21 protein-coding genes are annotated in these 25,226 nt (G+C 67.5%); 10 read left to right on the top strand and 11 right to left on the bottom strand.

The window, feature by feature from the left end:
• Positions 1 to 177: 177 nt before the first annotated feature.
• Together ICC28_RS15970 and dapA are read right to left on the bottom strand one after the other, a co-directional pair.
• Positions 178 to 1,863, bottom strand: coding sequence for a ribonuclease J (locus tag ICC28_RS15970; protein WP_188289221.1), 1,686 nt, complete (start codon positions 1,861 to 1,863; stop codon positions 178 to 180).
• Positions 1,864 to 2,014: 151 nt separating this feature from the next.
• On the bottom strand, positions 2,015 to 2,914 hold the full coding sequence (gene dapA / locus ICC28_RS15965; RefSeq protein WP_188289220.1) for a 4-hydroxy-tetrahydrodipicolinate synthase: 900 nt from the start codon (positions 2,912 to 2,914) through the stop codon (positions 2,015 to 2,017).
• 324 nt (positions 2,915 to 3,238) lie between these two features.
• On the opposite strand from dapA, the gene ICC28_RS15960 reads away from it, so the two are divergent.
• A complete protein-coding gene (locus ICC28_RS15960; RefSeq protein WP_188289219.1) occupies positions 3,239 to 3,478 on the top strand; it encodes a hypothetical protein in 240 nt (79 codons plus the stop codon).
• 103 nt (positions 3,479 to 3,581) lie between these two features.
• Positions 3,582 to 4,136: a PH domain-containing protein gene (locus ICC28_RS15955; RefSeq protein WP_188289218.1), complete on the top strand. Its 555-nt coding sequence runs from the start codon at positions 3,582 to 3,584 to the stop codon at positions 4,134 to 4,136.
• Positions 4,137 to 4,261: 125 nt separating this feature from the next.
• Here the strand turns inward: ICC28_RS15955 and ICC28_RS15950 are convergent, their stop codons facing one another.
• The 6 genes from ICC28_RS15950 to eccD form a co-directional block, all read right to left on the bottom strand.
• On the bottom strand, positions 4,262 to 4,708 hold the full coding sequence (locus ICC28_RS15950; RefSeq protein ID WP_188289217.1) for a hypothetical protein: 447 nt from the start codon (positions 4,706 to 4,708) through the stop codon (positions 4,262 to 4,264).
• Positions 4,708 to 5,460, bottom strand: coding sequence for a 4-hydroxy-tetrahydrodipicolinate reductase (dapB, locus tag ICC28_RS15945; RefSeq protein ID WP_188289216.1), 753 nt, complete (start codon positions 5,458 to 5,460; stop codon positions 4,708 to 4,710). Before dapB ends, ICC28_RS15950 begins: the two co-directional genes overlap by 1 nt.
• A 56-nt stretch (positions 5,461 to 5,516) precedes the next feature.
• Positions 5,517 to 6,896 carry a M16 family metallopeptidase gene (locus ICC28_RS15940; RefSeq protein WP_188289215.1) on the bottom strand — a complete coding sequence of 460 codons (1,380 nt, stop codon included), beginning with the start codon at positions 6,894 to 6,896 and terminating at the stop codon, positions 5,517 to 5,519.
• The gene (locus tag ICC28_RS15935; RefSeq protein ID WP_188289214.1) at positions 6,893 to 9,112 is read right to left on the bottom strand and encodes a polyribonucleotide nucleotidyltransferase; all 2,220 of its coding nucleotides are present in this window, start codon (positions 9,110 to 9,112) and stop codon (positions 6,893 to 6,895) included. The genes ICC28_RS15940 and ICC28_RS15935 overlap by 4 nt, the downstream gene beginning before the upstream one ends.
• A gap of 328 nt (positions 9,113 to 9,440) precedes the next feature.
• The gene (gene rpsO, locus ICC28_RS15930) at positions 9,441 to 9,728 is read right to left on the bottom strand and encodes a 30S ribosomal protein S15 (protein ID WP_030046008.1); all 288 of its coding nucleotides are present in this window, start codon (positions 9,726 to 9,728) and stop codon (positions 9,441 to 9,443) included.
• 183 nt (positions 9,729 to 9,911) lie between these two features.
• Positions 9,912 to 11,381, bottom strand: a complete 1,470-nt coding sequence (gene eccD, locus ICC28_RS15925) for a type VII secretion integral membrane protein EccD (protein ID WP_188289213.1) — start codon at positions 11,379 to 11,381, stop codon at positions 9,912 to 9,914.
• Positions 11,382 to 11,545: 164 nt separating this feature from the next.
• On the opposite strand from eccD, the gene eccCa reads away from it, so the two are divergent.
• The 7 genes from eccCa (at position 11,546) to ICC28_RS15890 (ending at position 22,541) form a co-directional block, all read left to right on the top strand.
• Positions 11,546 to 15,511, top strand: a complete 3,966-nt coding sequence (gene eccCa / locus ICC28_RS15920) for a type VII secretion protein EccCa (RefSeq protein WP_188289212.1) — start codon at positions 11,546 to 11,548, stop codon at positions 15,509 to 15,511.
• Positions 15,512 to 15,611: 100 nt separating this feature from the next.
• The gene (locus ICC28_RS15915) at positions 15,612 to 16,088 is read left to right on the top strand and encodes a hypothetical protein (protein ID WP_411158595.1); all 477 of its coding nucleotides are present in this window, start codon (positions 15,612 to 15,614) and stop codon (positions 16,086 to 16,088) included.
• Complete coding sequence (locus ICC28_RS15910; protein WP_188289210.1) at positions 16,088 to 17,638, top strand: DUF4398 domain-containing protein; 1,551 nt, start codon at positions 16,088 to 16,090, stop codon at positions 17,636 to 17,638. Before ICC28_RS15915 ends, ICC28_RS15910 begins: the two co-directional genes overlap by 1 nt.
• 30 nt (positions 17,639 to 17,668) lie before the next feature.
• On the top strand, positions 17,669 to 19,075 hold the full coding sequence (gene mycP, locus ICC28_RS15905; protein WP_188289209.1) for a type VII secretion-associated serine protease mycosin: 1,407 nt from the start codon (positions 17,669 to 17,671) through the stop codon (positions 19,073 to 19,075).
• 53 nt (positions 19,076 to 19,128) lie between these two features.
• On the top strand, positions 19,129 to 19,560 hold the full coding sequence (locus ICC28_RS15900; RefSeq protein ID WP_188289208.1) for a hypothetical protein: 432 nt from the start codon (positions 19,129 to 19,131) through the stop codon (positions 19,558 to 19,560).
• Between the two features lie 10 nt (positions 19,561 to 19,570).
• Positions 19,571 to 21,898, top strand: coding sequence for a hypothetical protein (locus ICC28_RS15895; RefSeq protein ID WP_188289207.1), 2,328 nt, complete (start codon positions 19,571 to 19,573; stop codon positions 21,896 to 21,898).
• 1 nt (position 21,899) lies between these two features.
• Complete coding sequence (locus ICC28_RS15890) at positions 21,900 to 22,541, top strand: hypothetical protein (protein WP_188289206.1); 642 nt, start codon at positions 21,900 to 21,902, stop codon at positions 22,539 to 22,541.
• A gap of 126 nt (positions 22,542 to 22,667) precedes the next feature.
• On the opposite strand, the gene ICC28_RS15885 is transcribed toward ICC28_RS15890, so the two are convergent.
• Both ICC28_RS15885 and ICC28_RS15880 read right to left on the bottom strand, forming a co-directional pair.
• Positions 22,668 to 22,982 carry a WXG100 family type VII secretion target gene (locus ICC28_RS15885; RefSeq protein ID WP_188289205.1) on the bottom strand — a complete coding sequence of 105 codons (315 nt, stop codon included), beginning with the start codon at positions 22,980 to 22,982 and terminating at the stop codon, positions 22,668 to 22,670.
• Positions 22,983 to 23,018: 36 nt separating this feature from the next.
• Positions 23,019 to 23,351, bottom strand: a complete 333-nt coding sequence (locus ICC28_RS15880) for a WXG100 family type VII secretion target (protein WP_188289204.1) — start codon at positions 23,349 to 23,351, stop codon at positions 23,019 to 23,021.
• 286 nt (positions 23,352 to 23,637) lie between these two features.
• Between ICC28_RS15880 and ICC28_RS15875 the strand changes: the two genes are divergently transcribed.
• Complete coding sequence (locus ICC28_RS15875) at positions 23,638 to 23,946, top strand: DUF397 domain-containing protein (RefSeq protein WP_188289203.1); 309 nt, start codon at positions 23,638 to 23,640, stop codon at positions 23,944 to 23,946.
• 38 nt (positions 23,947 to 23,984) lie between these two features.
• On the opposite strand, the gene mycP (ICC28_RS15870) is transcribed toward ICC28_RS15875, so the two are convergent.
• Positions 23,985 to 25,217 (bottom strand): type VII secretion-associated serine protease mycosin, encoded by a 1,233-nt coding sequence (gene mycP, locus ICC28_RS15870; RefSeq protein ID WP_188289202.1) that lies wholly within the window; start codon positions 25,215 to 25,217, stop codon positions 23,985 to 23,987.
• Positions 25,218 to 25,226: the final 9 nt, after the last annotated feature.

The following is a 25,226-nucleotide window of genomic DNA, read 5'->3' as shown; positions in this document are numbered from 1 at the left end:
CTCCGACTTTATCAGAAGTTCTGAGCCGGATTTCCCGCCCCCTTCGGGGACTGGTTCCGGCGCACGAAGCGACCGGGTTCCCGTTCAGGCGGAGCCGTAAACGTACTGGAGCGGGGCGCCCCGATGCAAATCGAGGCGCCCCGCTCCAGGTTCACGCGTACGGAGGCCGACGGTCCGTCAGACCTCCACCACCACAGGGAGGATCATCGGCCTGCGGCGATAGGTGTCGGAGACCCACTTGCCGAGGGTGCGGCGGACCAGCTGCTGGAGCTGGTGGGGCTCCACCACTCCGTCCTGGGCCGACCGCTCCAGTACCTCGGTGATCCTCGGGATGACGTCCCCGAAGGCCGAGTCCTCAATGCCGGAGCCGCGGGCCTGGATGTGCGGGCCGCCCGTGATCTTGCCGGTGGACGCGTCCACGACCACGAAGACCGAGATGATGCCCTCGTCCCCGAGGATCTTGCGGTCCTTCAGCGCCGGCTCGCCGACATCGCCGACCGAGAGGCCGTCGACGTACACGTAACCCGCCTGGACCTTGCCGGAGATCTTGGCCTTGCCCTCGATGAGGTCGACGGCCACGCCGTCCTCGGCGATGACGATGCGGTCGTGCGGGACGCCGGTCATGGCGCCCAGCTCGGCGTTGGCGCGCAGGTGGCGCCATTCGCCGTGGACCGGCATGAGGTTCTTCGGGCGGCAGATGTTGTAGAAGTACAGCAGCTCGCCGGCCGAGGCGTGACCCGAGACGTGGACCTTGGCGTTGCCCTTGTGGACGACGTTGGCGCCCCAGCGGGTCAGGCCGTTGATCACGCGGTAGACCGCGTTCTCGTTGCCGGGGATCAGCGACGACGCCAGGATCACGGTGTCGCCCTGGACGATGCGGATCTGGTGGTCGCGGTTGGCCATGCGCGAGAGCGCCGCCATCGGTTCGCCCTGCGAGCCCGTACAGACGAGCACGACCTCGCTGTCCGGGAGGTCGTCCAGCGTCTTCACGTCGACGACCAGGCCCGGGGGGACCTTCAGGTAGCCCAGGTCGCGTGCGATGCCCATGTTGCGGACCATCGAGCGGCCGACGAAGGCGACCCGGCGGCCGTACTCGTGTGCCGCGTCCAGGATCTGCTGGATGCGGTGGACGTGGCTGGCGAAGCTCGCCACGATGATCCGCTTGCGGGCGCCGGCGAAGACCTGGCGCAGGACGTTGGAGATGTCGCGCTCGTGCGGGGTGAAGCCGGGGACCTCGGCGTTCGTGGAGTCGCTGAGCAGGAGGTCGATGCCCTCCTCGCTCAGGCGGGCGAACGCGTGGAGGTCGGTGAGCCGATTGTCCAGCGGGAGCTGGTCCATCTTGAAGTCGCCCGTGTGCACCACCATGCCCGCGGGGGTGCGGATGGCGACGGCCAGGGCGTCGGGGATGGAGTGGTTGACGGCGACGAACTCGCAGTCGAAGGGGCCGATGCGCTCGCGGTGCCCCTCCGCCACCTCAAGGGTGTACGGGCGGATGCGGTGCTCCTGGAGCTTGGCCTCGATGAGCGCGAGGGTCAGCTTGGAGCCGATCAGCGGGATGTCCGGCTTCTCGCGCAGGAGGAAGGGGACACCACCGATGTGGTCCTCGTGACCATGGGTGAGGACGATGCCCTCGATGTCGTCGAGGCGGTCCCGGATGGACGAGAAGTCCGGCAGGATCAGGTCGATTCCGGGCTGCTCCTCCTCGGGGAAGAGCACTCCGCAGTCGACGATCAGCAGGCGGCCGCCGTACTCGAAGACCGTCATGTTCCGGCCGATCTCGCCGAGGCCGCCGAGCGGGGTGACTCGCAGGCCGCCTTCGGGGAGCGGCGGGGGCGAGCCGAGTTCAGGATGCGGATGACTCAAAAGACTCTCCTCAAACGCGCGCGCCACGTACCGGTGGGCACGTGGCGCGCGTGACGTTCGTGCATAAGCAGTTGTCGTTGTGGTGCAGGCACCGGTGGCCTGCGTATTCAGTTGTGAAGTCTGTGCGCGGCGGAGCGCGCGAAGTCTGTTGCTAGAGCTGTACCCCGCCGGCGGCAAGATCGATCTTGAGCTGCTCGATCTCTTCGCGCGAGCACTCGATCATGGGGGCGCGCAGCGGTCCTGCGGGCAGGCCCTGGAGGGTGAGTGCGGCCTTCGTGGTCATGACGCCCTGGGTGCGGAACATGCCCGTGTAGACCGGGAGCAGCTTCTGGTGGATCTCGGTTGCCTTCTGGACGTCACCACTGGTGTACGCCTCGACCAGGGCGCGCAGTTCGGGGGTGACGACATGGCCGACGACGGAGACGAAGCCGACCGCACCCACGGAGAGCAGGGGCAGGTTCAGCATGTCGTCGCCGGAGTACCAGGCGAGGCCGGAGCGGGCGATGGCCCAGCCGGCGCGGCCGAGGTCGCCCTTGGCGTCCTTGTTGGCGACGATCCGGGGGTGCTCGGCGAGGCGGACGAGTGTCTCCGTGCTGATCGGGACGCCGCTGCGGCCGGGGATGTCGTAGAGCATGACCGGCAGGGCGGTCGTGTCGGCTACGGCCGTGAAGTGACGGTAGAGACCTTCCTGCGGGGGCTTGTTGTAGTACGGCGTGACGACCAGGAGGCCGTGGGCGCCGATCCGCTCGGCCTCGCGGGCGAGTTCGATGCTGTGGTGGGTGTCGTTGGTGCCGACGCCGGCGACGACGTGGGCCCGGTCGCCGACCGCCTCCAGTACGGCTCGTACGAGGTCCGATTTCTCCGCATCGCTGGTGGTGGGCGACTCACCGGTGGTGCCGTTGATGATCAGGCCGTCGTTGCCTGCGTCCACCAGGTGCGTGGCGAGCCGCTGCGCGCCGTCGAGGTCGAGTGCGCCGTCCGCCGTGAAAGGCGTGACCATGGCGGTGAGGACCCGCCCGAAGGGGGTCTGCGGAGTGGAGGTCGGAGCCATGGGTTACACGCTACTCGTTGCTCAAGGCAGGGTCTGCCCTCGGGGTGCGGGAAAAGTCAGGACAAAGGTGGAGCCCGGCACTGCCTGCTCGGGGGTTCAAGCAGTGCCGGGTCCGTTTGATCAGGCTAGATGAACTTCTCTAAATGCCGCAATACGGACACTTCGTGAGGCTGACCCGTACATCTGTGCCCGCCCGCGGGGACGGAGGGAAACAGAGGTGCGGCAAGTTCAGCGAATTCGGGGCATCAGGGCACCTTTTGTGGCACTCGCGCGTCTGTACCAACAACAGTGAAGTATTCGAGCTGAGAGAGGAGTGCCTCCCCCATGGTCCGTCGGCGTGAGCCCGTCCCGTTCGCCTTCGTCGCCGAGGCAGACAGGTTCCGCAGCAATGTCGCTCCCCCGCCGCGGGAGAAGCTGTCCGCCGGGCAGATAGCGGGGCGCTGGCTCCTGGGCCTCACCATCGTCGCCGCCCTGGTGGGTTCCCTCGTCCTCGGGATGCCGGCGCTCTCCCTGGACCAGTCGCCCCAGCAGACACAGCAGTCCGAGGCGACCGACGGGCGCTGAGGCCGGGACTCGCCCCATCCGGACCCCCAAGGGTGGTGAGCGCGGACACGGGTCGATAGCCTCACCGGGCACAGCCCCAGCATGGACTGAGTGAGGATCCGCCGTGCCCCTGCCCTTCCTGACGGCCGACCGCGCGTTCGAGGCAGCCGACGATGTCGCGTTGCCCTTCGACGACCGTGACCGCTGGCGGCGCCCCTACCGTCCCGGGCCATGGCGCGTCGGCGCGGCGGCGCTGTTGCTGCTGCTCGCGTCCTACGTGCTGTTCGCGGCCGTGATCATCGCGCTGACCGGCACGGTGTCCGCGGCCGGGGCCTTCTTCGGCGTCGCCCTGCTCGTCATCGCGGTCGCGCTGAGATTGCTGCGCATGGGCGTGTGGGTGAGCCCGCAGGGACTGCGCCACGCGGGGTTCTTCCGCACGCGTACGACGCCGTGGGATCGGGTCGTTGCGGTACGCACGGTGCAGCAGCCGGTGCGCTGGCTCGGGCTGCCGCGCACGGTGCAGGGACAGGCCGTGGCCCTCGTACGGGTCGACCGGTCCGCGGATGACGCGCCGCCGCTGCTCACCACGCACGGCGCGGACTTCCTGGCGCGGACGGAGGCGTTCGACCGGGCCGCCGACACGATCGAGGCGTGGGCCGCGGAGCACGGCCGGGGCTGACCGAGGGACTGAGACGCACGAGCCGGGACATACGGCAGGGGCCCGGTCCGAGTGTTCGGACCGGGCCCCTGCCGTATGCGGCCGTCCGTGTGAGTCGCCGGCCCTGCGTGTGACCTTGCGCTTTCCTAGGCGGCGCTGTCGAAGCGCAGCGCGATCGCCCGCTGCATCGCCTTCCTTGCGCGCGGGGTGTCGCGGGCGTCGTGATAGGCGACGGCCAGCCGGAACCAGCTGCGCCAGTCCTCGGGAGCCGCCTCCGTCTCGGCCTTGCGCTTGGCGAAGACCTCGTCGGCCGAGTCGCGGTCGATCCGGCCGCTCGGGGTGCGCTTCAGCTCGTCGACGGGCAGGCCGCCCTCGGCGTCGAGTTCGGCGGCGAGCTGATTGGCCCGGCGGACGAACTGGGTGTTCTTCCACAGGAACCACACGCCGATCACCGGCAGGATCAGCACCGCCACCCCGAAGGTGACGGTGAGCAGCGTGCCGGCCTTGATGAGCATGACGCCCCGGCTGCCGACCAGGACGAAGTAGACGACCAGGACGGCAGCCGTTATGGCGTAGGACAGCCTGGCGCGCATCAGCCGAGGTCCAGGAAGTTTTCCAGGCCGAAGGTGAGGCCCGGGGTGGTGACCACGCGGCGGGCGCCCAGCAGGATGCCCGGCATGAAGCTGCTGTGGTGCAGGGAGTCGTGGCGGACGGTGAGGGTCTCGCCCTCGCCGCCCAGCAGGACCTCCTGGTGGGCCAGCAGACCGCGCAGGCGGACGGCGTGGACCGGGATCCCGTCGACGTTCGCGCCGCGCGCCCCCTCCAGGGCCGTCTCCGTGGCGTCCGGGGCCGGGGCCGTGCCGGCCGCGCGCCGGGCCTCGGCGATGAGCTGGGCGGTGCGGGTGGCCGTACCGCTCGGGGCGTCCACCTTCTTCGGGTGGTGCAGCTCGACGACCTCGACCGACTCGAAGTAGGGCGCGGCGATCTGCGCGAACTTCATGGTCAGGACGGCCCCGATGGAGAAGTTGGGCGCGATGAGGACGCCCGTCTGCGGGGACTCGGCCAGCCAGCCCTTCAGCTGCGCGAGACGCTCGTCGGTCCAGCCCGTCGTACCGACGACGGCGTGGATGCCGTGCCGTACGCAGTAGTCGAGGTTGTCCATCACCGAGGCGGGGGTGGTGAGTTCGACGGCCACCTGGGCGCCGGTCTCCGCCAGCGTCTCCAGCTTGTCGCCGCGGCCGAGGGCGGCCACCAGCTCCATGTCCTCGGCGGCCTCGACCGCCCGTACCGCCTCGGAGCCGATCCGGCCCTTGGCACCGAGGACCGCCACGCGCAGCTTGCTCATCTCTTGCTTCCTTAAAGACGCTTGCCGAAAAGACGCTTGCCGAAGACCGACAGGGGTCAGGCCACGGCCTCGTGCAGCCGGGAGGCCTGCTTGTCCTTCAGCGGGCCGATGACCGACAGCGAGGGCCGCTGTCCCAGGATGTCCCGGGCCACCGAGCGGACCTCGTCCGGGGTGACCGAGGCTATCCGGGCCAGCATGTCGTCGACGGACATCTGCTCGCCCCAGCACAGCTCGCTCTTGCCGATACGGTTCATCAGCGCGCCGGTGTCCTCGAGGCCCAGGACCGTGGAGCCCCGGAGCTGGCCGATGGCGCGGCCGATCTCGTCGTCGGACAGGCCGTGCTCGGCGACGTGGTCGAGTTCGTCGCGGCAGATCTTCAGCACGTCGTGCACCTGGGAGGGCCGGCAGCCGGCGTAGACGCCGAAGAGGCCGCAGTCGGCGAAGCCCGAGGTGTACGAGTAGACGCTGTAGGCCAGGCCGCGCTTCTCGCGGACCTCCTGGAACAGGCGGGAGGACATGCCGCCGCCGAGGGCCGTGTTCAGCACGCCCAGGGCCCAGCGGCGCTCGTCCGTGCGGGCGAGGCCGGGCATGCCGAGGACGACGTGCGCCTGCTCGGTCTTGCGGCCGATCAGCTCGACGCGGCCGGCGGTGCGCAGGGCGCGCTTGCCGCCGCGTGGGGCGATGGGCGCGGCGTCCGGGTTCTTGAGGGCGCCCGCCTTCTCGAAGGCCGCGCGGACCTGTCGTACGACCTTGTTGTGGTCGATGTTGCCCGCGGCCGCCACGACCAGGTGGGTGGGGTCGTAGTGCTTCTTGTAGAAGCGGCGGATGCGGTCGGCGGTGAGGGCGTTGACCGTGTCGACCGTGCCGAGGACCGGGCGGCCGAGGGGGTTGTCGCCGAACATCGTGTGCGCGAACAGGTCGTGCACGCAGTCGCCCGGGTCGTCCTCGGTCATGGCGATCTCTTCGAGGATCGCGCCGCGCTCGACGTTGACGTCCTCTTCGAGGATGAGCGAGCCGGTCAGCATGTCGCAGACGACGTCGATGGCGAGCGGCAGGTCGGTGTCGAGTACACGCGCGTAGTAGCAGGTGTACTCCTTCGCCGTGAACGCGTTCATCTCGCCGCCGACGGCGTCGAGGGCGGAGGAGATGTCCAGGGCCGAGCGCCGTCGCGTGCCCTTGAAGAGCAGGTGCTCCAGGTAGTGCGTGGCGCCGTTCAGGGCCGGGGTCTCGTCGCGGGAGCCGACGTGCGCCCAGATGCCGAAGGTGGCGGAGCGGACCGAGGGCAGGGTCTCGGTGACGATGCGCAGACCGCCCGGGAGGGTGGTCTTGCGGACCGTGCCGATGCCGTTCTCGCCCTTGATGAGGGTTTGGGTACGGGCGACGGCCCGCGCCTCCGAAGAGGTGCGGGCCGTCGCCTTGGAGCTACGGGACGTCACTTGTCGGCGTCGTCCTTCTTGTCGGCGTCGGCTTCCTCGCCCTCGATCACGGGGATCAGGGAGAGCTTGCCGCGGGAGTCGATCTCGGCGATCTCGACCTGGACCTTGGCGCCCACGCCGAGCACGTCCTCGACGTTCTCCACGCGCTTGCCGCCGGCCAGCTTGCGGATCTGCGAGATGTGCAGCAGACCGTCCTTGCCCGGGAGCAGCGAGACGAACGCGCCGAAGGTGGTCGTCTTCACGACCGTGCCCAGGTAGCGCTCGCCGACCTCCGGCATGGTCGGGTTGGCGATCGAGTTGATCGTGGTGCGGGCGGCCTCGGCGGCCGGGCCGTCGGAGGCACCGATGTAGATGGTGCCGTCGTCCTCGATCGTGATCTCGGCGCCCGTGTCCTCCTGGATCTGGTTGATCATCTTGCCCTTGGGGCCGATGACCTCACCGATCTTGTCCACGGGGATCTTCACGGTGATGATCCGCGGGGCGTTCGGGGACATCTCGTCCGGCGTGTCGATCGCTTCCATCATCACGTCGAGGATGTGGAGGCGGGCGTCACGGGCCTGCTTGAGGGCCGCGGCCAGGACGGAGGCCGGGATGCCGTCCAGCTTGGTGTCGAGCTGGAGGGCGGTCACGAACTCCTTGGTGCCGGCGACCTTGAAGTCCATGTCGCCGAAGGCGTCCTCCGCACCGAGGATGTCGGTGAGGGTGACGTAGTGCGTCTCGCCCTCGATCTCCTGGGAGATCAGGCCCATGGCGATACCGGCGACGGGGGCCTTCAGCGGCACACCGGCGTTCAGCAGCGACATGGTGGAGGCGCAGACCGAGCCCATGGACGTCGAGCCGTTGGAGCTCAGCGCCTCGGAGACCTGGCGGATCGCGTAGGGGAACTCCTCGCGCGTCGGCAGGACCGGCACGAGAGCGCGCTCGGCGAGGGCGCCGTGGCCGATCTCGCGGCGCTTCGGGGAGCCGACGCGGCCGGTCTCGCCGGTGGAGTACGGCGGGAAGTTGTAGTTGTGCATGTAGCGCTTGCGGGTCACCGGGGAGAGGGTGTCCAGCTGCTGCTCCATGCGGAGCATGTTGAGGGTGGTGACGCCCAGGATCTGGGTCTCGCCACGCTCGAACACCGCGGAACCGTGCACGCGCGGGATGGCCTCGACCTCGGCGGCCAGGGTGCGGATGTCGGTGACACCGCGGCCGTCGATGCGCTTCTTCTCCTTGATGACGCGCTCACGGACCAGGGTCTTGGTCAGCGAGCGGTACGCGGCGGAGATCTCCTTCTCGCGGCCCTCGAACTCCGGCAGGAGCTTCTCGGCGGCGAGCGCCTTGACGCGGTCCAGCTCGGCCTCGCGCTCCTGCTTGCCGGCGATGGTCAGCGCGGAGGCGAGCTCCGGCTTGACGGCGGCGGTGAGCGCCTCCAGGACGTCGTCCTGGTAGTCGAGGAAGATCGGGAACTCGCCGGTCGGCTTGGCGGCCTTCGAGGCGAGGTCCGACTGCGCCTTGCACAGGACCTTGATGAAGGGCTTCGCGGCCTCAAGACCGGCGGCGACGACCTCCTCGGTCGGCGCCTCGGCGCCGCCCTTGACCAGCTGGATGGTCTTCTCGGTGGCCTCGGCCTCGACCATCATGATCGCGACGTCGCCGTCCTCCAGCGTGCGGCCCGCGACGACCATGTCGAAGACGGCGTCCTCGAGCTCGGAGTGCGTCGGGAAGGCCACCCACTGGCCGTTGATCAGCGCGACGCGGACGCCGCCGATCGGGCCGGAGAAGGGCAGGCCGGCCAGCTGCGTGGACGCGGAGGCGGCGTTGATCGCCACGACGTCGTACAGGTGGTCGGGGTTGAGCGCCATGATCGTGGCGACGACCTGGATCTCGTTGCGCAGGCCCTTCTTGAAGGACGGGCGCAGCGGGCGGTCGATCAGACGGCAGGTGAGGATGGCGTCCTCGGAGGGACGGCCCTCACGGCGGAAGAAGCTGCCGGGGATCTTGCCGGCGGCGTACATCCGCTCCTCGACGTCCACCGTCAGGGGGAAGAAGTCGAGCTGGTCCTTGGGGTTCTTGGAGGCGGTGGTGGCCGACAGCACCATGGTGTCGTCGTCCAGGTACGCCACGGCGGAACCGGCGGCCTGCTTGGCCAGCCGGCCCGTCTCGAAACGGATGGTGCGGGTGCCGAAGGCGCCGTTGTCGATGACGGCCTCGGCGTAGTGGGTCTCGTTCTCCACTAGCGTTTTCTCCTCGTCTTCGTCCCTTGTCTGCCCGTGTGGCAGGGGGACGGTTGCGGAGAAGCGCGCCGTCTGGTGCGGGCCGGTCTTCGATCGAAGCACCCGGGGCTCGCTTCCCCCCGGGGGCCACTACCGAGGACCGGCGGCGGCGAGGTGCGCTTCTCCTCGTTCGTAGTCGTGATGTCGCCATACCCGGAGGGGCAGGCACTATCACGCTGTGTCGTACGTATTGCGTTGTGCTACCACACTACAAAGCGTCTGTGACACTTCGCACGTACAGCAAAGGGAGCGGCCCCCTGTCGATGGGAACCGCTCCCTTCACGGCGTCTTACTTGGCGCCCGCCGCACCGCGACGGATACCCAGGCGGTCAACCAGCGTACGGAAGCGCTGGATGTCCTTCTTGGCCAGGTACTGCAGCAGACGGCGACGCTGGCCGACCAGGATCAGCAGACCACGGCGGGAGTGGTGGTCGTGCTTGTGGGTCTTGAGGTGCTCGGTCAGGTCCGAGATCCGGCGCGAGAGCATGGCGACCTGGACCTCGGGGGAGCCGGTGTCGCCCTCCTTCTGGCCGAACTCGCTGATGATCTGCTTCTTCGTAGCGGCGTCGAGCGGCACGCGTACTCCTCGTAGTCTGTGTGGTGGCCACCGAGTGCCCCCGGTCTGTGTCTCGGGGGAGCTTCCGTTACTCGGGAGGCGGGGATCCGCTGAGCGCGGCCTCCAGAGCGGGGCTCCGGGGGTGCGTACACAAACGGCCGTCACTCAGGGTACCAGTGCACCGGAGTGCCGGTGTCCCGGCCTCTAGCCGACGAGGGAGCGCACTGTGGTGAGGACGCCCAGCGCCGCGAGGCACAGCGGAACGAGGGTGAGCAGGACGGCTCCCTCGGCGAGGTCGAGGAGGCGGCCCCAGAAGGGCGACAGTCCCTTGCGGGGGACGACGAGGGCGATGCCGATGATCAGTGCGGCGCCGGCCGTCACCGCCGCTGTCAGCCAGATCGTCCGCAGGTCGAGGGCTCCACTGTCTCCGTGGAGCACGAACTCGGTCACGGCTTCGGCCGGCGGGTTCAGCGCGAGTCCGAGCAGCAGGAGCCCGATCGCGGCGATGCCCGCGACCAGGGCGCAGACCACCTGGGTGGTGTAGCGGAACAGGCGGGCGCGGACGAGCATGGACAGGCCTGCGGCGAGGGCGAGGAGCCGACCCCAGACGTTGTCCGAGAAACCGAGAACGGCCGCGGCGCCGACGACGACAGCGGCCGTACCGCCCACCAGCCCCAGCAGCATCTCGTGACCGCGCCTGGCCTGGGCGGCGATGCGTTCGGCGTCGAGGGGTTCGGTCTCCGGCACACGGGAGGGGTCCGGGTCGAAGTCGTCGTGGGTGGCCGAGCGCGGGGACGCGTACCCGATGGGCAGCTGGGCGAAGCGCGCCGACAGGCCGGGCAGGAAGGCGACCAGGCCGATGGCGCAGGGTGCGCAGACCGCTGCCGTGGCGGTTGCGGAGGCGCCGGTGACGATGGCGACGAAGGTGGCGATCGTGCCGGCCGCCGCCAGGAGGGTGGCGGCTACGAAGGGCGCGTCCGAGCTGGGGGCGAGGGCGACCAGGGTGACCGAGGCGATCAGTACGGCCACGCACCCCAGCATGAACTGCAGTTTGCCGGGTCCCTGTCCCGCGTCCGGCCCGATGATCCCGGTGCCCGCGATCAGCAGGAGGGGCAGCGCACCGAGCCCCAGGGCGGCGGCCGCGGCACGGTCGGCGTACACACGCGCGCGTACACCCGCGAAGGCAGTCAGCAGCAGGCCGAGACCGCCCGCGATGATGCCGGGCAGACCGTTCATGTCGTGGCGCACGGGTTCGGAGAACCACAGGACGAAGCCGATCAGCAACAGCAGCAGCGCGCCTCCGGCCAGCCCCGCGATGCGCAGCAGGTCGTCGGTCCACAGGTGCCGGTCGCGGACGACGGCCGAGGCGACCGCGTCCGACACGTCGTCGTAGACCGCGGGCGGCAGCGACTCCGCGAACGGCCGCAGGCTGAGCACCTCGCCGTCGAGAACCTGCTCGCCCGCGAGTGTGCGCGCACCGTCGAGGACACGGCCGTCACGACGCACCAGGTGATAACCCGTCGGAGTGCCGACCGCCTGGGTCTGGCCCGTGAGGCGCAGGATCTCCGGGTAGACGTCGGCGACCGGGATGTCCACCGGAAGCGCTACGTCGATACGGCTGTCGGGTGCCACGACAGTGACTCGGCAGAACCCGCTCGCCGTAGTCGTACTCACCTTCACTGACCCCCTGATTCGCGGATGCGCACGCTGCGGAGCGCCACCCTACCGACAAGCGCTGTCAGCAGTGACAAGTAGGATCGCCGCACAGTCGAGGTCGACCGTCACCACGGGGGTGCCGGTGCACAACCGATCGTCCGCATAGGGGGATTGAAGCTCCGGTGAGCCAGATCGTCATGAAGCGCCCGCCGCGTACCCTGCCGCCCGAAGTGCCCTCGGAAGAGCTGCAATTGGAGGCTCCACCCGAACTGCCGCGCGGGCAGCAGGAAGGCATGCTGATGCAGATCCTGCCGACGCTCGGCATGGGCTCGTCGGTGGTGTTCTATTTCGCGTCCCCGAACGCCCATCCGTTCATGCGGATCATGGGCGTGGTGATGCTGGTCTCGACGGCCGCCATGGTGGTGGCGCAAATCATCCGGTACCGCCGCGGTACACAGGGGCAAATGGCCGATGTACGCCGTGACTATCTCCGGTACCTCGCCCAGACCCGCCGTACGGTCCGCAGGACGGCCCTGCGCCAGCGCGACGCGCAGTTGTATCTGCACCCCGCCCCGGAGCAGTTGTGGGCCGTGGTCGCCGAAGGCACTCGGGTCTGGGAAAGGCGCATCGCGGACGGCGACTTCGGGCAGGTGCGCATCGGCCTCGGCCCGCAGCAGCTGGCCACTCCGCTGATCGCGCCCCACACCGCTCCCGTGGACGAGCTGGAGCCACTGTGCGCGGGCGCCATGCAGCGCTTCCTGGCCGTGCACGGCCAGTTGGAAGATCTGCCGGTGGCGGTGTCGCTGCGTGCCTTCTACCACGTGACGGTCTCCGGCGATCCGGAGAGCGCCCGGGCGGTGGCCCGGGCGCTGGTCGCCCAGGCCACCACGCTGCACTCCCCCGACGATCTGGTGCTGGCCGTGGTGACCGCACCGGGTGCCGTGCACCGCTGGGACTGGACGAAGTGGCTTCCGCACTGCCAGGTGCCGGGCCAATACGACGGCTCCGGCACACGGCGCCTCTTCGGAGACGACCTGGGCGAGCTGGAACAGCTGCTGGCGCCCCGTCTGGAGGCACGCCCTCGTTTCAGCCGCGACGGTCAGCCGCTGCTGGACCAGCCCCACGTCCTGGTGGTGCTCGACGGCGGCATGGTGCCGCCGACCTCCGCCTTCGCGGCCGCGGAGGGCCTGCAGGGAGTGACGATCATCGAGGTCGTCTCCGGCGATCTGGACCAGCCGCGCGGGGACCTCTCCGTCGTCGTACGGCCGGAGCGGCTCTGGCTGGACTCGGGCGGGGGCATCGCCTACGAGGGCGTCGCCGACGGGCTGTCCCTGCCGGCCGCCGAGGCGCTCGCCCGGCAGCTCGCGCCGCTGCGCATGGGCAACGGCGGGGACGACGACGAACCGCTGCTCGCCAACCTGGACTTCACCGACTTGCTGGGCCTGGGAGACGCCGCGTCGGTGGATGTCACACGCTCGTGGAGGCCTCGTTCGACCCCGGAGCGGCTGCGCGTACCGATCGGTGTCGGCGAGGACGGCCAGCCCGTGATGCTGGATCTGAAGGAGGCCGCCCAGGACGGCATGGGCCCGCACGGTCTGTGCGTGGGCGCGACCGGTTCCGGAAAGTCCGAGCTGCTGCGCACGCTTGTGCTGGGACTGGCGGTCACCCACTCCTCGGAGACGCTGAACTTCGTCCTCGCCGACTTCAAGGGCGGCGCCACCTTCGCCGGCATGTCGCAAATGCCGCACGTCGCAGCAGTGATCACCAACCTCGCCGACGACCTGACCCTCGTCGACCGCATGGGCGACGCGATCCGCGGCGAGCTGCAACGCCGTCAGGAGCTGCTGCGCTCGGCCGGCAACTACGCCAACATCCACGACTACGAGAAGGCGCGCGCCGCCGGTGCGCCCCTGGAGCCCCTGGCGTCCCTCGTCCTCGTGATCGACGAGTTCAGCGAACTCCTCACGGCAAAGCCGGATTTCATCGACATGTTCATCCAGATCGGCCGCATCGGCCGTTCTCTGGGCGTCCACCTGCTGCTCGCCTCGCAGCGCCTGGAGGAGGGCCGGCTCCGGGGACTGGACACGTATCTGTCGTACCGGATCGGTCTGCGGACGTTCTCAGCCGCTGAATCGCGGGCGGCACTGGGTGTGCCCGACGCGTACCACCTGCCGTCCGTGCCTGGTTCCGGGTACCTGAAGTTCGGCACGGACGAAATGGTCCGCTTCAAGGCGGCGTACGTGTCCGGGACTTACCGCGCGGGCACCCCCGAGGTCGCCCAGAGCAGGATGTCCATCGAGCGTCGGCCCGCACTGTTCACGGCAACGCCGGTCCCCGTGGTCTACGCGGCGCCGGATCCCGGACAGGTGCGGGTCCCCGCGCAACGGCCGGACGACGACGCGTTGGCCGACACCGTGCTGGACGTCATTGTGCAGCGGCTGGAGGGACAGGGCGTACCGGCGCACCAGGTATGGCTTCCGCCGCTGGACCAGGCACCGACGCTGGACCAACTGCTGCCGGCCTTGAGTGTCTCCGCCGACCGCGGTGTCCACGCTTCCGAGTACACCCGGCTCGGTGGCCTGACGGTCCCCCTGGGCCTGGTCGACAAGCCCTTCGAGCAGAAACGGGAAGTCCTGTACCAGGACTTCTCCGCCGCCGCGGGCCACATGATGGTGGTCGGTGGCCCGCAGTCGGGCAAGTCCACGTTCCTGCGCACGTTGGTCGCGTCCTTCGCGTTGACGCACACCCCGTACGAAGTGCAGTTCTACTGTCTGGACTTCGGTGGCGGAGGCCTTGCTTCCGTGGCCGACCTCCCGCATGTGGGTGGCGTGGCGTCGCGATTGGACCCCGAGCGGGTCCGGCGTACGGTCGCGGAGGTCGCGGGCGTTCTCAATCGCCGCGAACAGTTCTTCCGCACGCACGGCATCGACTCCATCACCACGTACCGTCGGCGCCGCGCGGCGGGAGAACTGCCCGGCGAGGCGTGGGGCGATGTCTTCCTGGTCATCGACGGCTGGGGCAACTTCCGCAATGACAACGAAGGCCTCGAAGGTGTCGTGAATGACATCGCGGGTCGGGGTCTGGGCTACGGCATCCACGTCGTGCTGTCCGCATCCCGCTACATGGAAGTGCGGTCCGTGCTCAAGGATCAGATTCTCGGCCGTCTGGAACTGCGTCTCGGCGACGCCATGGACTCCGAGTTCGACCGCAAGGTCGCGACGAACGTGCCGACCGGGGTACCGGGCCGGGGGCAGGTGCCGGAGAAGCTGCACTTCATGACGGCGCTCCCGCGCATTGACTCGGCCTCGAACGCCGATGACCTGGCGGATGCCACGGCCCAGCTCGTGCAGGCCGTGAAGGGCAACTGGCAGGGCCCTGCAGCCCCGACCGTACGTCTCCTGCCGCGCAAGCTGCCCGCCGACCAGCTCCCCAAGGGGTTCGAGTTCCCCCAGTACGGCATCGCGATCGGCATCGACGAGGCCGACCTGGAGCCGGTCTACATCGACTTCGACACGGACCCGTTCCTCCTCGTCTTCGGTGAGAGCGAGTCCGGAAAGACGAACCTGCTGCGCCTGATCGCGAAGCAGATCGCCGAGCGCTACACGCCGGCCGAGGCGAGGATCGTCGTAGGCGACTACCGGCGAACGATGCTGGAGGCAGTCCCCGAGGAGCATCTCCTGGAGTACGCACCCATGGCGTCGGCCATGCAGGTGCACATGGACGCCATCCGCCAGTTCATGGAGATGCGCGCGCCCAAGCCGGACATCACTCCACAGCAGTTGCGCGACCGCAGCTGGTGGAGCGGACCGCAGCTGTTCGTCATCATCGACGACTACGAGCTGGTCGCCACCAACTCGGGCAATCCGCTGTCGCAATTGGTGGAACAACTGCCCTTCGCGCGCGATGTGGGCGTCAAGTTCATCATCGCGCGGAGTGCGGCCGGAGCCTCACGTGCCATGTACGAGTCCTTCATGCAGCGAGTCAAGGAACTGGGCGCGCAGGGAGTCATCCTGTCGGGCGATCCGACCGAGGGCGACATCCTCGGAAACGTCCGGGCACGGCCCATGCCACCGGGGCGTGGCGTGTTCGTGTCGCGAAAGCGCGGGACACCGCTTGTCCAGGTGGGCTTGCTTCCGCAACGGCATTAGAGTGACTGGTCTGGTTTTGACTGAAGTTGAATGAGCTCGGCTGAACGGGGAGGCTGCTGAGGTGGGTTCGAGCGGGGGCGGCAGCGGTGCGGGAGACGGGGTGCCGGACACGGGCAAGGCCTTCGACACGTTGGCCCATGTAAATCCCGCAATGGCGTTGGATATCCAGCACAACGCCATGAAGGAGTTCAAAAAGCGCGTCGACCAGCTGCTGACAGAGCTCGACACGTCGGAGGCCGCGCCGGGCAAGGTCGGCGCGGACCGCCTGACCCGAGCCCATCTGGGCTCCGCCGACTTCAAGGAAGCACAGTTCCTCTACGACTCGTACGCCATCGTCCACGACGAGTTGGAGAACCTCTCGAAGGCGCTCGGCACGCAGATCGAAGCGATGGGGCTGGCGGTGCAGGCGTCTCGGGTCGGATACGAGAATCTGGACGAGGACATTCGGGCTCGGATGAAGGAAGTGAACGCGGAGGCCGAGAAGTACTACGTGGTGGGGCGGGATCCGTACGTGGAGCGGGGCGGGACTCCTCCGTCAAAGGCCGAGTCCGGAGCCGACGAGGGGGACGTCTACTGATGAGTGAGCAGCCGAAGCGGCGCAAACCGAGACTGGCCCGCTCGGATTTCGAGTCCATGACGCACGAGCAGTTGGCGGCGCTGCTCGAATCCGCCAGCGCGGAGAGCGCGTCCCACCTCGCCGTCAAGCTCTCCAAGGCGGCCTCGACGATCACCAAGATCGGCGACGACCTCATGAAGCATGTCAAGGGCTTGGAGTGGCAGGGCGAGGGCGGTGATGCCTTCCGCGACTGGGGCGGGCAGACCGCGAGCGCCACCCTTCGACTCGGCCAGTACTCCGAGGTGGCCTCGCGGTGGATGGCCACGGTGTCGCAGGCCATCACCGAAGCGAAGGCGGCGATGCCCGACACCTCGGAGACGACGCAGGCCCAGTCCGCCCTCAGCGATGCGCGCAAGACGCTTGCGGCGGCTCAGGATCCTGGTGCCCGCAACGATCCGGACGCCCGGAAGCTGGCACAGACCGCCCAGTCGGACGCGACGGCGGCACAGACACGGATCGAGGCTGCACGGGCCGAGGCCGTACAGCAGATGCGGAAGCTGGCGCAGACGTACGAGTACTCGGTGCAGCAGGTGAACAGCGTGACGCCGCCTACGTTTTCACCGCCGGCAGACCATCTCGGATCCAAGGAGTGGCGTGGGGGGACCAGCCAGAGTGTTTCGCTCGGTTCCACCGGCTCTTCCACAACGTCCGCGGCGGCCTACGCCGCAGCCCGTCACGACCTCACAGCGCGCGACACGACATATCCAGGAGCGCAGGCCGCCGCTCAACACGCCACACCAGGACTTGGCAGCCAGCAGGTGCCTCCATCCCGGTCGGCTGCGATGGAAATCGACAGCGTGGGCGTGCTTCCGCAGTCGTCAAACCCTGGCACCGCGCCTTCCAGTACGCCACCGACAGGCGGACCCCACCGCGACCTCTCCACGCCCGGCCAGCCAGGCGTGATCCCGCCCGCTATGAGCAATGGCGGCCGTGCCACACCCCCGCCCTCCCCCGCGCGTGCCCCGTCGTCTTCGCGTCTTCCGCACATGCCCGGGCCAGGGACACCTCCTGGAGGCGCCCCGCCTCGGATGCCGCGTGAAACCGGTATTACAGGAGGGCGGCCCGTGGCATCCGCACCCGGCCGATCGGCCAACAGCCTCCCCGGCGGAACGGTCATCGGCAAAGAGGGCCTACAGGGTCGTTCGCCGATGATGCGCGGTATGACGCCTGGAGTCCCGGCAGGAGGAGGGCCGGGGCACGTGACCAACCCGGCCACCAACCGTCGACTCGCATCGGAAGCCGGCGGAGTCGTCGGTAACCGTCCGGTTCAGCCGAGCCACACCGGCGGGCGTCCGTTCACACCGGGCGGGTCAGGTCTCGTACGTCCGTCGTCCAACGCAGCCGATCCATCACGCGGCGCGGCAGCCGGCCGTACGGGAGCTGCGTCCTCATCGGCTCACACGTCGAGCCGGCGCAAGGACCGGCAGGGGCAGCGACCGGATTACCTCGCCGAGGACGAAGAGACCTGGGTGCGCGATGACCGCCGGAATCTTCCGCCGGTCATCGGCTGAGCCCGGACAAACCCTCATTCAGGAAGGCACATGCTTACCAGGAGCGAGCGAAGGCTGCGCCCCCTGCCGGTTGTGGCAGCCGCTCTCGGCGTACTGCTCGTGGGCGTTGCTGCCACGCCCGCCCATGCGGAATCCGTCCGGGCACGTCAGTGGCACCTCGATGCCATGCAGGCCGATGAGATGTGGGAGACCAGCACGGGGAGCGGCATCACCGTGGCGGTCATTGACTCGGGAGTCGATGACTCGCTGGCCGACCTCAAAGGTCAAGTCATCGACGGCAAGGACTACTCCTCTCAGTCCGGCGACGAACACACCGACCTGGAAGGCCACGGAACCGGGATAGCCGCGCTCATCGCTGCGACTGGTGCTCGCGGTTCACTCGACGGCTCGTACGGGCTCGCCCCCGGGGCGAAGATCCTTCCCGTGCGGATGCGGTATGCCACTGAGGACTTCGGCCAAGTGGACAGCAAGGCCGAGTACTCACGTGTTCTGACGCAAGCGATCCGCTATGCGGCCGACAGCCCGGCTCGGATCATCAACATCTCCATGGGAAGCTCCAACGCACCGGGCAGACAAAACGTCGGGACTCCTGAACTCGCGTCAGCGGTGAGATACGCCCTGGACAAAGGTAAGTTGATCTTTGCTGCCGTCGGTAACAGCGGTAATAAGGCCAACCTGATCGAGTATCCGGCGGCCACCCCAGGCGTCGTAGGTGTGGGCGCAGCGGACCAAGACGCCAAGGCTCTCCCGATGTCTCAGACGGGTCCGCAGGTCGACCTGGCGGCCCCTGGCACCGACATGATTCATGCCTGCACTGATGAAGGAACCCAGGTCTGCCGAAGCAACGGCACGAGCGACGCCACGGCCATCGCCTCCGCGTCTGCCGCCCTCATCTGGGCCAAGCACCCGGACTGGACCAACAACCAGGTGCTTCGGGTCATGTTGAATACGGCAGGAAAGCCCAAGAACGGCGACGAGCGCACGGACTACATCGGCTACGGCGTCGTACGCCCGCGAGTCGCACTCAGCAACCCCGGCGATCCGGGGCCGGCCGACGAGTACCCGCTCCCCGATCTGGCGGCTGCAGCCCCACCGTCCCCTTCTCCAGGCGCCTCCGAGCACAACAGCTCGCCAAGCCCCGGCGAAGCGCGCCGGGAGGAGAAGCACGGCTCCGCATCGGCCGCCGCCAGCGAGGATGACAACACCGCGCTCTGGATTGCCGCAGGAATCGGCGCCGCAGCACTGCTCAGCGCGGCGATCGCCGTGCCGTGGGTGCGCGGACGCCGCCGCTCCGCGCAGGCACCGCCCGCCGCGCCGCAGCCGCCCACCTACTCCCCGTACTCCCCCCAGCAGCAGTACCCGCCCCTCGGCCCGCCGCAGGGGCACGTCACTGGCACACCACCCGAGGGAGCACCCGGCCCAGGCCATCACCGCTGAGCAGCCAAAGGGCGCAACCGATCAGTTACCAGTGACAGCGCGAAGGGATCGACGTGTCGTTCGACGAGATGTGGGGCCAGGCACGCAGCACGGCGGCGGCCCGCCAGCAGAGCAGCATGCAACTCAACCAGCTGCCCGCCGAAGGCGGTGGCGGAGCCGGTGGCAGCAACTACACGGTGACGTCTCCCGACCTCAAGGCGGTCGGAAACGACGCGCAGTCGCTCTTTCACAGCCTGGAGACCGATGCCTTCCACGCGGGAGCCGAGACCGGCACCGCGGCAGACGCCCTCGACTCGGACGGCTTCAAAACGGGATCGGCCCTGTGGACCGCATGGGACCTCTGGCGTTCTCAGGCAGAGGCTCTGCTCAGTGCGTGCGCACACATCCACAACCACCTCGAAGACACAGTCACCACACACGCAAAGCGCGAAGAACTCCTCGCCACCAACCTATCGGTCGAGCAGATCAACAAGCACTTCAAGTGAGGCCTTGACCATGGTTACCTTCAATCAGCTCTATCACGCGCGCCTGGGCAGCCTCAAGAATGCCGTGGACGACTGGACTGAAACCGTCAAGAAACTGCAGACGCTCGAAGAGAGCGCGAGCAACGGCATGCTCAAGAAGGCGGAGAAGGCCGACTGGGCCGGCGAGAACGCGGGCATCACACTGCCCTTCGTGAAGAAGACCGCGAAGGAATTCGGCGACGCCGCCACGGAGGCGGAGAGCATCCGGAACATCCTCCGAGACGCACTCGCGGAGTTCAAGACAGCCAAGCAGAACCTCACTAAAGTCGTCGAGGATGCCCCCGGCAAGGGAATCCGCATCGACGCGGACGGAACCGTCAGCCACCAGGTACACCCGGATCGTCGGAGTAAGGACTACGACGGACCCGAGCCGACGGAAGCCGACTTCGACAAGGTGCGGGCCGACATCAAGGCAGCCCTGGACAGGGCCAACGACGCCGACGAAGTGGCCTCCCGCGCCCTGCGCACCTTGGTCGGTAAGGACAAGAACAACTTCTCCGGTACCGACTACGACTCACTGAAGCAGGCCGGCAGGGCCCAGGACGCCCAGGACGCCAAGGCGGCCGCCAAGATCGCGGCAAAGGGCGACGACGCGTCGGCAGCCGAGATCGATCGCCTGAACAAGTACTTCAAGGACAACAAGGGCGACCAGTACTTCGCCGAGCGCTTCGCCCTTGAAGTGGGCGCCAAGGGGAACCTTGGCTATTGGGTGGACATGGGAGACGCCAGCGATGGTTCTCATCTGGCATCTGACAACCGCGAGGAAATCAAAGAGCTCCAGAAGAACTGGAGTATGACTCTCGCCGCCGCCACGCACTCCCACAGTCCAGCCATGGAGCAATGGAAATCGGACGTGATCAAGTCCGGCGACGACGTCATCAGAAGCCGCGGATCGTCCGCTTACGGTTTCCAGGTCATGAGTAATCTCATGCGTTACGGAAGCTACGATACCAAATTTCTGAACGCCTACGGTGACGCCGTTGTCGTAGCGGAAAACAAGATGACCCACGACGGGCGAATCAAGCCAGGTCAGGCATGGAGCTCAGGACTCGCCCCTTCCCCCAGGCTGAACTGGGACGGAAAGGACCTGGGACGAGACCCCATGGCCGGTTTCATGGAAGCTCTCGGCCACAACGCCAAGGCGTCCACGAGCTTCTTCAACAGCAGCATCGACCTGACCCCGGACAACCCAAGCGACAACAAGAAGGTCGACGCGTTCAAGTACTTCACGGAAGAGCGCGACTGGCCCGGGGACACCTATGAGGACGGTTTCGGAAATAAGTACGGCTATGACAGCCTCGGCCACGCCCTCGAATCAGCAACCACAGGTCACGCTTACGACGCCGCTCCTGATGGATTGAGAGACGCCCGAACCGAGGAAAATGCCAAGGTAATGCAGAAGGTTGTCTCCTTTTACGGGAGCGACCCCAAGCATATGCATGAGCAAGGAATCGCCGACAGTCTTAGCAAGATCGGCACCGCGTACATCGATGAATTCAATCGATCCCTGGAGCAAGAGAGCGCTACCGCCGAGCACGAAGTCGAAAACTCTCCGTTCGGAGCCAACAAGGACGGCAGGTCCCGATTCGGCGAGGAGTACGACACGGCACTACTCTTCACTCGCGGAGACACCGTCGACTTCATGAGTATCGTTGCCCAGAGCGAAGAGGGGCACGGCCAACTCTCTGCAGCCCAGAGTCTCTACACCGCGAGCGTCCTGGACGCTGCCGGCCCGGAGCCGACCACCGGAAAGATCGATCCGGTCGACCTCACAGACGCCAAGACCGCCCTACGTATCGGCAGCGAGGCACACGGAATTCTCGACTACTCGCGCATGGGGCAAATCGACAAGGATTTCGAGAAGGACTCCGAGGAATACAATAAAAAGGTCGCCCAAACGACCGAGTGGATCAAGTTCGGTGCGGGGGTTGCTATTGGTGGTGGTGTTGCCGCCATTACTGGGGGGTTCGCGCCGGCTGCCGTATTGGCCCCGCTGGCCGTGGAGTACGTCGGCGGTGCAGTGGAAACCTATCTGGGAACCGGCATTGACGACCTCTCCGAGAAGTACGCCAAGAAGGGCACCGACCTACTCAAGGAGAAATCCGATGACCTGCGCGACGAAGCACTGCTCATGGGCAAGGACAACGCGCTGATTCCGGCGGAATCCTACGCCTACGCTCCCGGGTGGAGCGACAGCAACAGGAATTATGTCCTTGAAGAACTCACGGCGTCCGTGAAGAACTCTCGTATTCACGCCACAGAAGATCCCCTGCCCGACCCTTACGAAGCGGAAGACTAGAGTGAAGCCCTTCCCTAAAATTGCGGCTCTGGTGGTCGTAGTCACAGCCATCGTCAGCGCCTGCACTAATGATTCTGCGGGCAAGGACGAACCCGAGACCTCCAGTAGATCAGTGTGCAACTCCTTCGCCAAGGCTCCGGAGGCCGCTGCGGCACTGCGAGAAGTAACCGGGACGGATGATTTCCTTGAGAGCCGTTCGGAGCCTGACGAGACTCTGCGATTGCTCCGGGAGGCAGACGGCAAGCTCGAGCATGGCGAGCTCTCGGGCTCACCCTATTGCAGGCTTCAGTCCGCGGAAGACGAAAGTCAGGTTCTCACCATCAGCTTCCGGGAAGCTCTGGCGGTGAACAAGTCCGACGCAGAAGACGAAAAGCATTTCATCTTCTATCAGACCGGAGAGTCCGCCTATTCATCCGAATACACGAGCACCATCTACTTCAAGTGCCGCATGAAGAATCCATCCAAGGAAATCATCATCCACGGCGACCTGGAGCGTGAAAGCAAGGTCGACGTTTCAGCCCAAAGGCTTACCGCCGACAATATCCTTCTCCTTAACGCTGCGGCGCAGAAGGTCTCGACCGAGTTGGGCTGCGCGGACCCCAACCTCGCCGCCGGCATGCCCAAAGCGACGTCTGAACGCTAGGAATACCGCACTGCGGGAACCCTCGAGACCAACTCGTTCTTCGCAGGGAGACGAGTAACCACTACGAGCCCGACGCGCGGCGGGGAAGGCAGCACCTCACCGTCTCCCCCGCCGGTCAGTACAGCCTCAGCCGCCCATCAGCATCCGGAACCGGGCCGCGTTCCCGTGGTCCGTGTCCGAGTAGCCGACGACCGAGTCGTCCAGGAGCTTGGCGATGCGGGCCAGTTTCTGGCACATCTGGTCCATCTCCTCACCGCTGCTGCGCTGAATCTCGCCGTAGGCAACCTTGGCCTCGCCCTCCCAGGTCTCGGCGACGGCCCCGACCCGGCGCATCAGCGCCTCAAGGCCTTGGGAGAGGTCGCCGGCCGTCTTGCGGACGTCGTAAGCGGCCTGGGTGACGGTGTCGTAATTTACGGCTGTGCGGTCGGCGCTGGCGCTCATTGTCAAGTTCCTCCTCGGTGGCGTGGACGCTGTGGGTCAGGCAAGGTCGACGATGCGGCTCTTGACCTGGTACGAGTTGTCCACCTGGCGGATCTCCGCGACACGCTCCTGCTCCTGGGAGACGAAGCCCCCGGCGCTCATGCGCATCACGCTTTCGAGGTCGACAAGGTTGTCCTGAAGCTTCTTCAGGTGCTGGTTCACGCCTCGCTGTACGGAGTCGAACTCCTTGCCCGCCGTGCCCTGCCAGCCTGCCTGGATCATGTCCACCACCTTGTTGAGCGAGGTCACGCGGTCGCTCACCTGTGTGTGGAAGTCACGGATCTTGTCGGCGAGATCGACGAGTTCCGCGTCGCTGAATTTGACGCTCATGGGTTCCTGCCCTCCTCCTGGATCGACGGTGGCCCTCGCCACCGCGACGGGTCGCCGGGGATGGCCCTCCCGGCAGGCCTGGCGGGCAAGATTCGCCACGGCTGCCGCGCAACGCGCGGTCGCAGCGTCGCACCGCCCCCGTGCCGTATCACTCCACTCCTGTGATACCTCCGAACACATTAGTCGCTTGACGTTTCGCTTCCAACTGCAAAGAAGCGCATGGGCAGTTCACGGGCCGATAGTGTGGCCGAGAGATCGTTCGTACGTCATGAAAGGACCGCTCGCCATGGCTGACACACCCGGCACGGAATCAGAGCAGGAACGCAAAGCACGCAAGGAGCGCGAGCGGGACGAGCTGTACGCCCTCGATATCTCCGGGGTCGAATGGCAGTGCGCGCCGGGGACCGAGGAACACGAGGAGCGGGTCGAGATCGCCTACCTCCCAGAGGGCGCGGTGGCAATGCGGTCGTCGCTCGATCCGGACACCGTACTGCGGTACACGGAAGCCGAATGGCGTGCCTTCGTGCTGGGCGCGCGGGACGGGGAGTTCGACCTGGAGCCGACTCCGCGCAACGGGGGCGTCTCCGAGGAGTGAGTGCGGGAGGGGGTACGGCCCTCCCGCACTCCCTTCCGTCAGTTGCCGCGGCGGCGTCTCAGATCCCGCGTGACGACCGCCGCTCCCGCGATCACCGCGACCACGGCCACGGAGATGCCCAGCGCGTAGGTGGCGTAGCGCTCGTCGCGCTCCTCGGATGTCTCCGCCAGTGAGAAGGCGGCCACGTCCGGGGCCGGCGCTTTCGTCAGACCCGGGTCCGGGGTCGGGGAGGAAGCGGGGTTGGCGAGGCCGTCGGACTCCTGGACGGCACGGACGGGGTCGATCACTCCCCAGCCGACGAAGTTGTCGTGGCCGTTGACCGCGCGCTCCGCGGTCTGCTCGATCTGCGTGACGATCTGGGCGGTCGTCCAGTCCGGGTGCTTCTCCTTGAGCAGCGCGGCCACGCCCGCCACGAACGGGGCCGAGAAGCTCGTACCGTTGTCGGTGCAGTGACCGCCGCCGGGGACCGTGGAGACGACGTCGACGCCGGGAGCCGCCACGCCCACGAAGGTGCCGGCCTGGGAGAAGGAGGCGCGTTCGTTGTTGCGGTCGGAAGAGGCCACGGCGAGGACGCCCTCAAAGGCTGCCGGGTAGGTGTTCTTGACCTTGCCGTCCAGGCCGTCGTTACCCGCGGAGGCCACGATCACGACCCCGCTCGCGATCGCCGCACGTACCGCCTCTGCCAGTGCGGAGGTGGCGGACAGGGGCTTCGTCGTGTCCTGAGAAACGTTGATCACGTCGGCGCCCTGGGACACCGCGTAGGTGATCGCCTCGGCCATCGAGTCCGAATCGCCGCTGTTCTCCGCGTCGTTCTGCCGTATGGGGATGATGGTCGCGTTCGGGGCGAGGCCTACGAAGCCCGTGTCGTCGTCTGGGCGTGCGGCGATGATGCCTGCCACCTTGGTGCCGTGTCCCACCTCGTCGTTGGTGGGGTCGCCGTCCCCGCTCTCCGCGAGGAAATCGCGGCCCGCCGCCTTGTCGACAGCCTTCCTCAGCTGGGGGTTCGTGTCGTCGACGCCCGTGTCGATGACCGCCACCCGTACGCCCTTGCCCTTGCTCGTGCCCTGCCAGAGCTGGTCGAGCAGAACCCGTTGCAGCGCCCAGGGGCGGCCCTTGATCGGGTCCGCCGGGAAAGTGCACTGGCCGCTGCCGTCCAGTTGTACGGGTGAGACCGGCCGCCCCGGTGCGGCGCCGAGCGTCGTCAGAAGCACGGCGGCGGCCAGCAGAGTTGTCTTCGTCGTCTGCGACACCCGCACGTCGCTCCTGTCCATGTGCCTGAG

It is taken from the genome of Streptomyces sp. TRM68416 (assembly GCF_014596915.1).
Classification (GTDB): domain Bacteria; phylum Actinomycetota; class Actinomycetes; order Streptomycetales; family Streptomycetaceae; genus Streptomyces.
This window is presented reverse-complemented; position numbering and strand designations above follow the sequence as displayed.

Coding starts and splice junctions, on each gene's coding strand:
- dapA (WP_188289220.1), bottom strand. CDS start 2,914: ATGGCTCCGACCTCCACTCCGCAGACCCCCTTCGGGCGGGTCCTCACC.
- ICC28_RS15960 (WP_188289219.1), top strand. CDS start 3,239: ATGGTCCGTCGGCGTGAGCCCGTCCCGTTCGCCTTCGTCGCCGAGGCA.
- ICC28_RS15950 (WP_188289217.1), bottom strand. CDS start 4,708: ATGCGCGCCAGGCTGTCCTACGCCATAACGGCTGCCGTCCTGGTCGTC.
- dapB (WP_188289216.1), bottom strand. CDS start 5,460: ATGAGCAAGCTGCGCGTGGCGGTCCTCGGTGCCAAGGGCCGGATCGGC.
- ICC28_RS15910 (WP_188289210.1), top strand. CDS start 16,088: ATGAGTGAGCAGCCGAAGCGGCGCAAACCGAGACTGGCCCGCTCGGAT.
- mycP (WP_188289209.1), top strand. CDS start 17,669: ATGCTTACCAGGAGCGAGCGAAGGCTGCGCCCCCTGCCGGTTGTGGCA.
- ICC28_RS15895 (WP_188289207.1), top strand. CDS start 19,571: ATGGTTACCTTCAATCAGCTCTATCACGCGCGCCTGGGCAGCCTCAAG.
- ICC28_RS15885 (WP_188289205.1), bottom strand. CDS start 22,982: ATGAGCGCCAGCGCCGACCGCACAGCCGTAAATTACGACACCGTCACC.
- ICC28_RS15880 (WP_188289204.1), bottom strand. CDS start 23,351: ATGAGCGTCAAATTCAGCGACGCGGAACTCGTCGATCTCGCCGACAAG.
- ICC28_RS15875 (WP_188289203.1), top strand. CDS start 23,638: ATGGCTGACACACCCGGCACGGAATCAGAGCAGGAACGCAAAGCACGC.
- mycP (WP_188289202.1), bottom strand. CDS start 25,217: ATGGACAGGAGCGACGTGCGGGTGTCGCAGACGACGAAGACAACTCTG.